General features: G+C 41.2%; 11 protein-coding genes. 9 read left to right on the top strand and 2 right to left on the bottom strand.

Annotated elements, in window-relative coordinates:
• Positions 1–16: 16 nt before the first annotated feature.
• The 9 genes from panD to nth all read left to right on the top strand — a co-directional run bounded on the left by panD (position 17) and on the right by nth (position 9854).
• On the top strand, positions 17–406 hold the full coding sequence (gene panD / locus ACGTN9_RS05135) for an aspartate 1-decarboxylase (RefSeq protein ID WP_499591166.1): 390 nt from the start codon (positions 17–19) through the stop codon (positions 404–406).
• Positions 407–1264: 858 nt separating this feature from the next.
• Entirely contained in the window at positions 1265–4051 is a 2787-nt protein-coding gene (gene dinG, locus ACGTN9_RS05140; RefSeq protein ID WP_499591168.1) for an ATP-dependent DNA helicase DinG, read from the top strand.
• A gap of 57 nt (positions 4052–4108) precedes the next feature.
• Positions 4109–4894: a ComEC/Rec2 family competence protein gene (locus ACGTN9_RS05145; protein WP_499591170.1), complete on the top strand. Its 786-nt coding sequence runs from the start codon at positions 4109–4111 to the stop codon at positions 4892–4894.
• A gap of 299 nt (positions 4895–5193) precedes the next feature.
• A complete protein-coding gene (locus ACGTN9_RS05150; protein WP_499591172.1) occupies positions 5194–5364 on the top strand; it encodes a YpmA family protein in 171 nt (56 codons plus the stop codon).
• Positions 5318–5851: a cell wall elongation regulator TseB-like domain-containing protein gene (locus tag ACGTN9_RS05155; RefSeq protein ID WP_499591174.1), complete on the top strand. Its 534-nt coding sequence runs from the start codon at positions 5318–5320 to the stop codon at positions 5849–5851. The genes ACGTN9_RS05150 and ACGTN9_RS05155 overlap by 47 nt, the downstream gene beginning before the upstream one ends.
• A 14-nt stretch (positions 5852–5865) precedes the next feature.
• Entirely contained in the window at positions 5866–7050 is a 1185-nt protein-coding gene (locus tag ACGTN9_RS05160; protein ID WP_499591176.1) for a pyridoxal phosphate-dependent aminotransferase, read from the top strand.
• Between the two features lie 17 nt (positions 7051–7067).
• Positions 7068–8360 carry an asparagine--tRNA ligase gene (gene asnS, locus ACGTN9_RS05165; protein ID WP_499591178.1) on the top strand — a complete coding sequence of 431 codons (1293 nt, stop codon included), beginning with the start codon at positions 7068–7070 and terminating at the stop codon, positions 8358–8360.
• Positions 8361–8486: 126 nt separating this feature from the next.
• Positions 8487–9182, top strand: coding sequence for a DnaD domain-containing protein (locus ACGTN9_RS05170; protein ID WP_499591180.1), 696 nt, complete (start codon positions 8487–8489; stop codon positions 9180–9182).
• Between the two features lie 15 nt (positions 9183–9197).
• Positions 9198–9854 carry an endonuclease III gene (gene nth / locus ACGTN9_RS05175; protein WP_499591181.1) on the top strand — a complete coding sequence of 219 codons (657 nt, stop codon included), beginning with the start codon at positions 9198–9200 and terminating at the stop codon, positions 9852–9854.
• A 99-nt stretch (positions 9855–9953) separates the two neighbouring features.
• On the opposite strand, the gene ACGTN9_RS05180 is transcribed toward nth, so the two are convergent.
• The gene (locus tag ACGTN9_RS05180) at positions 9954–12641 is read right to left on the bottom strand and encodes a PBP1A family penicillin-binding protein (RefSeq protein WP_499591183.1); all 2688 of its coding nucleotides are present in this window, start codon (positions 12639–12641) and stop codon (positions 9954–9956) included.
• Positions 12642–12659: 18 nt separating this feature from the next.
• On the bottom strand, positions 12660–13247 hold the full coding sequence (gene recU, locus ACGTN9_RS05185; protein ID WP_499591185.1) for a Holliday junction resolvase RecU: 588 nt from the start codon (positions 13245–13247) through the stop codon (positions 12660–12662).
• Positions 13248–13316 lie beyond the last annotated feature (69 nt).

Genomic DNA, 13316 nt, shown 5'->3' on the forward strand with positions numbered 1-13316 from the left:
AATAGGAGGAGACACCATGTACCTGACTATGATGAAAGCAAAAATTCATCGCGCCCGCGTAACGGAAGCAAACTTGAATTACGTAGGGAGCATTACGATTGATCAAGATATTATTGAAGAAGTAGGAATCCTTCCTCATGAGAAAGTTCAAATAGTCAACAATAATAACGGAGCTCGTCTCGAAACTTATGTAATTGCTGGCGAGCGGGGAAGCGGTGTTGTTTGTTTGAATGGGGCAGCGGCTCGTCTGGTACAGCCGGAGGATGTCATCATCATTGTATCGTATGCTATGCTTTCACAGGAAGAGTTAGCTGATTTCAAACCAAAAATCGCCTTGATGGATGAAAATAATCAAGTGAAACAGGTTATTGAAGAAGAACCACCGTTGACAGCAGTCACTAATTAGTATAGGACAGGTTGTTTCGAATAACGCTAAACAGGGGATTCTCGCTTACAACCAAGCGGAATCCTTTATTATTGTAGTAGTGTTGACTTTACAGTTAAGCTCCCTTTACTTGAAGACTCAGTTTCGAGAGAAACTGTTTCCGTTAAGATTAAAAGCTTCTGGAGGTCCGGGAAATCACTCGCTTTCCATGGGCGTACCGTGAGCTTCCTCAGGCTTCGCCTTGCGGGATCTCACCATGTACTATCTTCCCATTGGAGTCTCGCAATTTCCCGGCCCTCCTAGCGTTTATGAGAATACGGAAACATCTTATAACGCACTTCAAATATATGGATAACTGCACTTCGAAGGATGGCTTATAACTGGCTTTATTATTCAACAATCGTAGAAAACATACAATTATGGCAGGGGTTCGTTTCTCTCATCCTTCGGATGGGATGGTTGGGGAACTGCGAGACTCCCGCGGGAGAAGGGGCTAGGCAAGATCCCGCAGGGCTTTAGCCCGAGGAAGCTTGCCAGGTCCCCCGCAGGAAAGAAATAAATGCGTAATCGCCTTGGGAGACACGACACGCATAAGCAGAACAGCAAAAGGGAAGTGTTCTTTCTTCCCGTTGATGGACTGCTTATGTCGCGAGTGTCTAGGCGATGAAGCTGGAAAGCGAGTAGATTCCCAACCAATCCTTACTCTTTTATGGTAAAGAGCCCCTTTTACCTTGAAACTGAGTATTCCATTAAACGGCCATATAGTTGAATACACCGCTAATGAAAAAATCAACAACAACATTAACAGATTATGTGTAAAAATAATTGCGAAATCTTATTTACATAAAGGATGTAAACGAATGAAAAGAGGGGTAAGGGATGGCAAGATTTACAGTCGTTGATTTAGAAACCACCGGTAACGCACCACTGAAAAACGATCGAATCATCGAAGTCGGGATCGTAATCTGGGAAGATGGAGAAGTAGTGGAAGAGTTCTCATCGTTAGTCTATCCAGAGCAAGATATTCCACCGTTTATTACAAACTTGACCGGGATTACAAATGAGCATGTGGAAAATGCCCCTCTCTTTTCAGAAATTGCCCCAGAGATTTACCGAATGTTTACAGGTGCCTATGTAGTTGCACATAATATTCAGTTTGATCTTGGCTTTTTAAATAAAGAATTTGTGAGATGTGGTCTGAATGCACTTGATAACCCCGTAATCGACACGGTGGAACTCGCACGCATCCTTCTGCCTCAGTCTCCAGGCTTCAAACTAGGGCAGCTTGCAGAACAATTGCACATCCAGCATAACGATCCCCATCGTGCTTTATCTGATACAAAAGTGACAGTGGATTTATTGGCATATTTGTTTCAGAAATTCACGAGGCTTCCATTGGTTACATTGCAGCAGCTTTTAGAAATTGAAAGTCCTCTGAAAAGTGATTTACGTAACTTACTAAAGGATGAAATCAGTCGAAAAATGTACAGTGACCAAGAAGATCAAGAAGTGGAAATGATTCATGGCCTGGCTGTAAAAGCGATAGCACCCAAGTCAGAATATGAACACGAAGTGCCTGATTCTTTCGGAGAGTATCTCGATCAATTATTTTTTTCTGAAAATGGATTAGCTTCCATCATCAATGATTATGAATACCGGGAAGGCCAAAAGACAATGGCAGAAACCGTTTATGATGCATTCACATCCGAAGAGCATGCATTGATTGAGGCAGAAACTGGTACAGGTAAATCACTGGCTTATTTGATACCCGCTGTCTATTATGCAGTCACGAATAGAAAGAGAGTGGTCATAAGTACATTTACAACACAATTACAGCGCCAGCTTTTGGAAAAAGAAATCCCTCAGGTTAAAAAGTTGTTCAGTCATCCGTTCGAAATTGCATTATTGAAAGGTAAAGAACATTACATCAGCACCCTTCGTTTCAGTAAAGAACTGAAAGAAGGAAGCAGAGATAATTACGATATTATTTTATCCAAAGCGATGCTTCTTGTCTGGCTGACGGAAACGATTACTGGGGATATTGACGAAATACAATTACCTTCAAGTGGAAAATATCTATGGAATCGAATCTCTACGGATCAAGAAGAAGCAGAAGAAACCTGGTCAAGGGCCAATAAAGATTCCTTTTACAGAAAGGCAAGGAGTCATGCAGAGAAAGCTGATATCATTATTACCAATCATTCTTTATTATGTACTGACTTGACACTGGAACATGCGTTCATGCCTGAATTTGATCATTTGATAGTAGATGAAGCCCATCATTTAGAAACGACAGCCAGCAAATATTTTGGCCTTCATATGGATTATGGGTTATGGCAAAATTACTTTAACCAGCTGGAAGCTTTATATACTTCAAAGAAATCAGCCTGGTCAAGTAAAATGATGGAAATTGTAAATGAAAATCTTCCTGTCTATAAACAGTTGAAAGAAGATCTTGATAGTTTATTCCGTTATTTATTTCAGCTGGTTATGGCTAACAATAAAAAACGGGCAGATAGAAGTGATGTCGGCAGGGTCCAATTTACTTATCAGCATAATAAGATTAAACCAAAGCAGTTATCGACTATTCAGGAAATGGTCCAAAGGCTAAGCTTTGCTGTCAATCATCTGGATAGAGGGATGGAAGCGTTGTACGCACATTTGGAAGCAGAGAATATTCTTACCGACTCCAGCAATTCAGATTTTATAGAAATATCAGCTTTCATCCAGAAATTAAATCAAATGAATGGTGAGCTGCACCAGTATTTACTGGATGATGAGGAAGAAGAGGTGAAATGGCTGGAAATTGATGCAATGGGAGCACATAATTCCGTGTACCTCTATAGTGAACCAATAAACGTCTCAGAACGGTTGAAGCATTCTTTATTTGAATCTAAAGACAGTATTGTTCTTACAAGTGCAACCCTCACTATGAAGCATTCTTTTCGTTATATTACCGACCGTCTGGGAATCACGGATCTCAAGCCAGTTCAAGTGAAAATTCCATCACCTTACCCTTTTTCAGAACAGGTGCAGCTAATGGTACCAAATGATTTTCCTGATATAAAAAGCGATCAAACAGAATTCATTCATGCAACCTGTGAAGCAATTTATTCCATGGCCCAAATCACCGAAGGAAGAATGCTTGTTTTATTCACTTCTTATGACATGTTGAAAAAAACATATGAACTGCTGAGGGAAATAATTCTTCCGGAAGAATTCATGTTGTTTGCTCAAGGAATTACAAGTGGGAGTCGAGAACGTTTGAAGAAAAACTTCCAAGCCTTTGACCAGTCGATTTTGCTTGGAACCAGCTCGTTTTGGGAAGGCGTCGATATTCCTGGTGATGACTTATCTTGTCTTATGATTGTGCGTCTGCCTTTTCAGCCGCCAAACCATCCTGTATATCAAGCCAGAGCAGATCGATTGAAGCAAAACGGAAAGAATGCTTTTATGGAACAATCTTTGCCTCATGCAGTCATCCGGTTCAAACAAGGATTCGGCCGACTTATCCGTTCCAGTACCGATAGGGGAATTGTTTTCGTTTGTGATCAGCGCCTGATCCATGCACGTTATGGGAAATATTTTATCCAATCGATTCCCGAGGTTCCATTAGAAATTGACAGTACTGCAAGACTAATGGAAAAAGCTCAAGAATGGTTATGATTTTTTCGTCTGCATATGCTAAAGATGTTAAATTCTTTGAAGATAGCAGGGATGCAGATGTTAAGATTATTGTTTCTGTTACTGTTGAGTCTGGTCATGACAGGAGCAAGCCAGCCAGAAGGTTCACAATACGAACCTAAAGAACAAAGTCAGGCGAAAATCACATTCTTTAATTTGGCGGACGGGGAAGCAACATTGCTCCAAACTGACCGTAAAAAATATTATCTCATCAATACAGGGGAACATGACAGCTATAAGCAGCTGATCGAAGAACTTGAACGTTTTGATGTTAAGACAATCGAAGGAATTATACTGACTGGTCAAACCAATGATTATTGTGGGAACATGAATAAACTTATCGAACAATATCAAGCAGAAAAAATTTATCATACAGGAACAATACAAACCAATTGCCAGCCGGAGGCAGATGTGACGACCACTACCTGGAAAGAAGACGATGAAGTCCACTTAGATGGTATTTCCGTTAAGGTCATTTTCACGGATGAAGAAAAAATGGCCCTACATTTATCCTTTTATGAAACGGGAGTCATTTTCTTCGCAAAAGGGGATGTTGAGGAAGAAATTCATATTACCAAAAAATCATTGCCACCTTTTCAAATCTTAAAAATCGGGGAGTATGGGACGGGTAATGCCCCAACAGAACAATTTCTGGAAAAAACAGATCCTCACTTGGCAGTTATTTTTACAAGAAAAGGAAGTTCGATGAATGATGGTCTGATTGAACGTATGCATGGCTTCTGGATGGATGTATACCGGCTCCAGCAAACCGGAACGACAACAATTGAAATGGACAAAGACCAATACAATGTACCATCAGATTAAATTAGAAAAACTTGGCTTGTCGCCAAGTCCTTATGGCGAAAGCCTTAGTTTTACTTATACTTTAATCCTTTAACAAAGTTACTTTCTTAAAGTAAAAAAACTGTGCCCGAAGTCCGGGCACAGGATGGTTGTGGGTTAGGTTTTTTTGGTTTATGTGGAATTCACCATCAAATTTTGATAAGTGAACTGTTATAATGATAAAGGTGATGACTTTACGTTACATTAATATTGTCCGTTAAACTGCCATTTATATGAGTAGCAAATATTGAGATGAACTGATTTTTTTGGAGGAATAAATAATGGGGAATAAAATCGAAACACTTTCAACGATTAAAATTAAGAATAGTGATGATTTGTACAAAATTGTCGATACGTTGAATCGTACATTGAAAGAACAAAATTTAATGTTTGGATTGGCATTGGATGACGATGATCAGGACACAGCAGTCTTCACGATCTACCGTACCTGATTGGGTAAAATGGACAGTTCTTGGCAGTATTGTTATCGGCTTGATTCTAACCATTGCTGCTTACTGGTTTTACACAGACATCATGGAAGATAAGCAAGAAGGATATGGGGCATCAAAGCAAATAGCCGTTGAAAAAACGGCATTGATTGACATCGACTCTATTCAAAGGTATAACGGTAACGAGGTACTTCACATTGTTTCTGGAGCAACTGAGTCCGGGGAACACGGTTATGCTTTTATCAGTAAGGAAAATAAGCAACTGGTCACTTATTTGGAGAAAGAAGAACTTGCTGATGCATCCAGTCTGGAAAAAGCGTGGCAGGAAAATTGTGATAAGTGCGAATGGATTGATATCAAATTGGGACTTGAAGATAAAAGAACGGTTTGGGAAATGACCTACATAGATGAGCAGGGAAGATACGTAATAGCTCATTATGACGCCAAGTCAGGAGAACGGTATCAGCAATTTGCATTCAGACGATCTTAGGAGGAGTGGAGAAAATGAAACTAGCAAACCGGGTACAAGCTTTGACACCATCAAGTACATTAGCGATAACAGCAAAGGCAAAAGCACTGAAAGCAGATGGACATGATGTCATCGGCTTAGGCGCAGGAGAGCCGGATTTCAACACCCCAGAATATATTTTGGATGCAGCTTCCTATGCAATGAAACAGGGCCTGACTAAATATACTCCATCAGGCGGTATTCCTGATTTGAAGCAGGCGATTATCGAAAAATTTTCAAAAGATCAAGGATTGAATTACAAAGATACACAAATTGTCGTCACTACAGGAGCTAAGCACGCTTTATACACATTATTTCAAGTTATACTTAATCCCGAAGATGAAGTGATTGTTCCGACTCCATACTGGGTGAGCTATCCGGAACAGGTAAAGCTGGCAGAAGGGAAGCCGGTTTTTGCCGAAGCAAAAGAGGAGAATGGGTTCAAAATCACTCCAGAACAATTGGAAGCTGCTATATCCTCGAAGACGAAAGCGGTTATAATTAACTCACCAAGCAATCCTACAGGCATGATGTATTCCCGGGAAGAGTTACAAAAACTTGGAGAAGTCTGCCTGAAGCATGACTTGCTGATTGTTTCGGACGAAATTTATGAAAAACTGATTTATTCAGAAGAAGAACATGTTTCGATCGCTTCTTTATCAGAGGAATTATACAAACATACCATCGTTATCAATGGTGTCTCTAAATCACATTCGATGACTGGGTGGAGAATCGGCTACGCAGCAGGGGATGCGGAAATCATCAAGGCGATGACTAGCATGGCATCCCATTCCACATCCAATCCGACTTCAATTGCACAGTACGCTGCACTAGCGGCATATACAACGGATGAACATGAAGTAAATAAAATGAAACAAGCATTCGGTGAACGGTTAGAAAAGCTTTACGATTGGATTGTTGAGATACCTGGTGTAACGTGTGTAAAACCAAAAGGAGCCTTCTATCTGTTTCCTAATGTCAAAGAAGCCAGTGAGCAGAATGGCTTTGATACGGTTGATGCATGGGTGGAAGCATTATTGGAAGAAGAAAAAGTAGCAGTAGTGCCGGGTTCAGGATTCGGTTCCCCGGAAAATATCCGACTTTCGTATGCCACTTCTTTAGATCAACTCGAAGAAGCAGCTAAGCGGATCAAGCAATTTGTAGAAAAACATAATTCATAGTAGTTGGAGGGAACATTGTGAAAACGACGATAGCAGAAGTACACAAACATGTAGGCGAAGAGGTGACGATCGGAGCGTGGCTTGCTAACAAAAGGTCCAGCGGAAAAATAGCTTTTTTGCAGTTAAGAGATGGCACGGGCTTTATGCAGGGAGTTGTAGTCAAGGCTGAGGTTGGTGAAGAAAAGTTTCAGGAAGCGAAAGGTCTGACTCAGGAATCATCCCTTTATGTTACTGGGACAATTGTAGAAGATACACGTTCTCCACTTGGTTTTGAAATGCAAGTGAGTGATTTCGAACTAATCCATGAAGCGGTTGATTATCCGATTACACCTAAAAATCACGGTACGGAGTTTTTGATGGACCACCGTCATTTATGGTTACGTTCTAAGAAACAACATGCAGTAATGAAAGTTCGTAATGAAATCATTCGGGCGACATATGAATTTTTCAATGAGCAAGGTTATGTTAAGGTCGATCCTCCGATTTTGACTGGAGCTTCAGCAGAAGGAACGACAGAATTATTCCATACCAAATACTTTGATGAAGACGCTTATCTTTCTCAATCAGGTCAATTATACATGGAAGCAGCAGCGATGGCATTCGGGAAAGTGTTTAGCTTCGGGCCGACATTCCGAGCCGAAAAGTCGAAGACAAGGCGCCATCTTATTGAATTCTGGATGATTGAACCGGAAATGGCTTTCATGGATCATGAAGACAGCCTCCAGGTACAGGAGGAATATGTTTCACATGTGATTCAATCCGTGTTAAAAAATTGCACCATTGAACTGCAAGTACTGGAGCGTGATACTGCTCAACTGGAAAAGATACAAGCTCCTTTCCCACGAATCACCTATGATGAAGCAATCCAGTTAGTGAAAGAGAAAGGTTTTGATGATGTCGAATGGGGTGACGACTTTGGGGCTCCACATGAAACTGCAATTGCAGAAAGCTTTGACAAACCTGTTTTCATTACCCATTGGCCTGCGGATATCAAAGCGTTTTACATGAAACCAGACCCGAAACGTCCGGATGTTGTGTTATGCGCTGATTTGATTGCTCCAGAAGGTTATGGAGAAATCATTGGAGGTTCACAGCGGATCGATGATATGGAACTGATGGAACAAAGGTATGAAGAACATGGGTTGACGGGTCCTGCTTACGAATGGTATCTGCAGCTGCGCCAGTATGGCAGCGTTCCTCACTCCGGATTTGGCCTGGGGTTAGAGCGTACGGTTGCATGGATAGCAGGTGTAGAGCACGTAAGGGAAACCATTCCATTCCCTCGCTTGCTGAATCGTTTATATCCATAATGGAAGGATGAGGACCTTCAATAAGATTTTTCATAGACCATGCTGTATTAACGGGCATGGTCTATGTTATGAAGAGCGGATTGGAAAAAAAGACAGCCAGTATATATACATTTAAGGTGTGAAATCATGAGTAATTATCAGCAATATCAGGATATATTAAATGATCAAATGGTTATATCCAAACGCTTATTGAAGAACTATCAGACGTTAGGATTGACGGAATCAGAATTATTAGTTTTACTTCAAATCCAACGCTTTTACTATGAGGGCAATCCTTTTCCTACACCAGAGGAGATTGCTCAATTTGCTTCAGGCACAGAACAGGATTGTTCCCGACTGCTCCGTAATATGATCAAGAAAAAGATCCTGGTAATTGAACAAAAAAGAAATGAAGACGGCATCCTGAATGAATATTATTCTTTTGAGCCGTTGTGGGAAAAACTATATACGGTTGAAAAAGAAGTTGCGCCTGAATCTAACAAAGAAGCACATGATAATTTATTTGTATTATTTGAACAAGAATTCGGTCGTTTATTATCTCCTTTCGAGATTGAAACCATTAATATATGGCTCGATCAAGATGGACAGCAGCCAGCACTCATTAAAGCTGCATTGAGAGAAGCGGTCTTAATGGGAAAACTGAATTTCAAGTATATCGATCGCATTCTTAGAGAATGGAGTAAGAAGGGGATTAGGAGCGTTGATCAGGCAAGACAGGCAGGAAAACAATTCAGAGGTCAACAGCAGCATACCGAACAGCCAGTATCTCAACGCTCCAAGAAGGATATATCTTTATATTATAATTGGCTTGAGGAAGAATAGGGGAGAGATGGACAGGTGCTCAATAGAAAACAGATTGAATACTGCCTGCAAGTATTTGAAGAGATGTTTCCACATGCAGAATGTGAATTGAATCATTCCAATCCATTTGACTTGTTAATTGCAGTGGTGCTGTCAGCTCAGTGTACGGACGCATTGGTCAATAAAGTGACGAAGGACCTTTTTAAAAAGTATCGCACCCCGGAAGATTACCTGGCAGTGCCCATTGAAGAATTAGAACAGGACATCCGCTCCATCGGTTTATATAGAAATAAGGCTAAAAACATTCGTAAGCTGTCTCAAACGCTGTTGGATAAGTTTGACGGGGAAGTACCGCGGACTAAAAAAGAGCTGGAGAGCCTGGCAGGTGTAGGAAGAAAGACAGCTAATGTGGTAGCTTCTGTAGCATTTGAGGAACCTGCCATAGCTGTTGATACCCACGTTGAACGTGTCTCGAAACGATTAGCTATCTGTAGATGGAAAGACTCTGTGCTGGAAGTAGAGAAAACGCTCATGCGGAAAATTCCAAAGGAGAAGTGGAGCGAAACGCACCATCGTATGATTTTCTTCGGGCGCTATCATTGCAAAGCCCAACGTCCAAATTGTGAACAATGCAAACTGTTGGAAATTTGCCGAGAAGGTCAGAAGCGTATGAAGAAACAGAATCGTATATAAATAGCTTTTAGCAAAAAGAAAAGCCAGTAGATGAAATACCATCTACTGGCTTTTTGAATGTCACTTTTATGGGGTAATTTGTAAGACTTTGCTCTGGTACTAAGGTAAGATAGATCCACTATCTTCATCAGTGTTGTTACCGTCACTAGTGCCGTCATCACCGGTACCGCCGTCACCACCAGTGCCGTCATCACCAGTGCCACCGTCGCCAGTACCACCGTCACCAGTACCACCGTCGCCAGTACCACCGTCACCAGTACCACCGTCGCCAGTACCGCCGTCACCAGTGCCGCCGTCTCCAGTGTCACCGTCGCCAGTACCACCGTCACCAGTGCCACCGTCACCAGTGCCGTCATCACCAGTACTGCCGTCTCCAGTGTCACCGCCATTTCCTTGTCCATTACCATTGTCTTTATCTTTTTCTTTATCTTTTTTATCCTGATTCTCTTCAGATTCTTCTTCCGAATCTTCCTCAGAACCATCGCCGCCAGGCACCGTTACTGAAGCTGACTGCGGGTCACTCTTACTATCATCATTAACAGCTCTTATACTGAATTCATACGTTGAACCTTCATTTATTTGAGTGACTTCCAAAGATTTTTCTTTCATGGTTGTAATTTGTCTGTTATCAGAACCGTCAACCGAGACATAAACCTCAAATTGAACGTCATCATCTTTATGATCCCAGGACAAGTCGATAACATGTTTATCTTCATTATACTCTGCTGATAATCCTGAGACAGGATCTAGCTTATCATATTGTTCCGATGTTTCTGTCGGCAGGTTATCAGCAACAAATAGTTCAGTTACGATCTCTGAATCTGGTGTGTAATCACTAGGCAGTTTGGCCGGATTTGAACCTTTTTCCACTTCCACTTCTTTTACCGTATCCGGTTTAACAAAATCTTGTGTTTCTTCACCTTCAGATATGGTTGTCATCAACGATTTGAACAATTGTTTAGGAATATCCTGGCCTGATTCTGGAATATGCTTATCATTTCTATCTCCATAACCCGTCCATGTGGATATCGTGTAATTGGTAGTGTATCCGTTAAACCAGGCATCAGGTGTTACATCGTCTCCAAAGTTGGTTGTACCTGTTTTACCAGCTACTGGCAAACCAGGAATGTTTGCTTCTCGTCCCGTACCGCTGGAATTTGTCATCACGCTTTTCAGCATGTCAGTAACCATATAAGCGGTGTATTTACTCATCGCAGCTTTTGGTTCTGGTTTCAAATCAAATTCTTCTCCGTTCGGCAATTCTACTTTTGTAACTGCGTACGGTTCATTAAAGACGCCTTCATTACCAAAAGCAGCATAAGCACCGGCAAGTTCTTTCGGTGTAGCAGTTGTTCTTCCACCGCCAATGGCATCAGATGGGTAGAATTTGTCTTTATTGACCTCGATTCCAAGCCCTTCAGCAAATGGGAGAACTTTATCTGGACCCACTTCCTGGAACGTTTTGACTGCTGGATTGTTCAAGGAACGGTAAAGGGCTTCACGCATGGAGACCCAGTCATAATATTTTTCATTGTAATTTTCGATGACATCACCATTTTCAAATTCTACCGGTCCGTCATCGTTATATTGATGGTAGGTGGACCACTTCATATTTTCAATTGCCGGTCCATAAGCCATGATCGGTTTGAATGTAGAACCGGCTTGTCTGCCACCTTGAATCGCGTAATTATATCCGCCGCTTGATCCTTCTTTTGCTCTGCTTCCCCCAATTGCTCGGATTTCACCAGTTTGGGTATCTACAACAGTTGAAGCTGTCTGCAGTTCATTATCCGGGAATGGAAGGGAGCTGTTTTCGCCTAATAGTTCTTCCATTTTTTCCTGAGCTTTCGGTTCTACTGTAGTATAAATCTTTAAGCCATCTTTGTAGATATCGGCTCCATCAAGTTTTGCCTTGACCTCTCGCTGTACCTGATCTAAGAAAGCCTGATATTTGTTATCTGTATCTTCTTTGGGGTTAAGCATATCTTCGATTTTTACTTGCTTCGCTTTCTTTGCTTCTTCTTCTGAAATCTTTCCATGGTGGACCATCAAATCTAAAACAATGTCTCTACGCTCTTTAGCGTTTTCCGGATGTTTAATCGGATTATAGGCAGCAGGGCGCTGTGGAATACCGGCAAGCAACGCAGCTTGCGGCAATGTCAATTCATTCAAATCAGTAATTCCATAATAGGTTTCTGCCGCTTCTGCGACACCGTATGCACCAGCATCGTAATAAATTTTATTCAAATACATTTCCAGAATTTCTTCTTTGGAATATTTTTGTTCCAGCTTAATCGCCAGCCATTGTTCCTGAACTTTACGTTCAAGGGTTTTATCCGGGCTTAAAAAGGAACGTTTGACGACCTGCTGGGTGATGGTACTTGCACCTTGGGACCCAAAGCCGCTGGTGATATTGCTCCATACAGCTGCACCGATACGTCTGATATCGATACCGGAATGTTCAAAAAAGCGGGCATCTTCCGTAGCTATTACTGAGTCGATCATGACATCCGGCACATCACCGTAATTGATTTTTGTTCTATTTTCATTCCCCAACTCTGCAAATAGCTCTCCATTCATATCATATACTCGTGAAGGGATTGGATCGGATAATTGCGATTTATCAAGTTTAGGAGATCCTGAAACATAGTAGGCGAATAAACTTCCTACACCAATCATCAGGAAGATTCCTAAAATCAGTAGTGCCAGTAGCACCTTTTTGAAATTGATTTTCTTCGTGAATTTTTGTTTTCTTCTTGCTTTTCGAGATTGGCTATCATTTGCCATAACTCATTTCCTCCATTTCTAGAAAAAAAGCTTATCAAGGACTTTGACGTAATCTACACGTGCCTGGTAAGTGAAAGGGATAAGTTTTCCATTCCGCTGGATATAGGAATAAGGAATAGATTTTCTCCCTCCATTATATTGTTCGTCCCACCAATAAAAAAGTTTCACAGCTGATAAAAAAAATGTTTCCTGGTGTGGAGTGAAACGAATAATCATAAAGCATATTCCTCCGTGATCATGTACAGCTTTCATATGATCAATTTGATGCTGATGGATATTGCTTAATGGGAAGGAAGTTTTATTTCTCGTTTCCTTAGCTTCAAAATCAATATAATTGCCTCGATAGATCCCATTATAATCAGTAGTAGATGCTTGTTTGAAATAACCTTCTTTGATGACAGCTGCACTCCGCTTAGGGTAATCTACACGAACAATTTGGACCGGGGTGGGCTTCTTATGGATCACCGCGGTATTTGATGCTAAATAATACTCATTGGTTACATTGATGTCCTCCTCAAGGGTCATTCCCCTGTTGCTGAAGTCCGGCTTCTTCGGGGTATTGTCAGGTTTAGAGACAGTACTCCGTTTACCATTTGGATAATTCATCTTCATACCTCCCACCATGAGAGTATCATACCAAATTTCTTTAAAAAATGAGAACTAAAATATTTTGGT

Source organism: Halobacillus sp. B23F22_5 (assembly GCF_043497085.1).
GTDB lineage: Bacteria > Bacillota > Bacilli > Bacillales > Halobacillaceae > Thalassobacillus.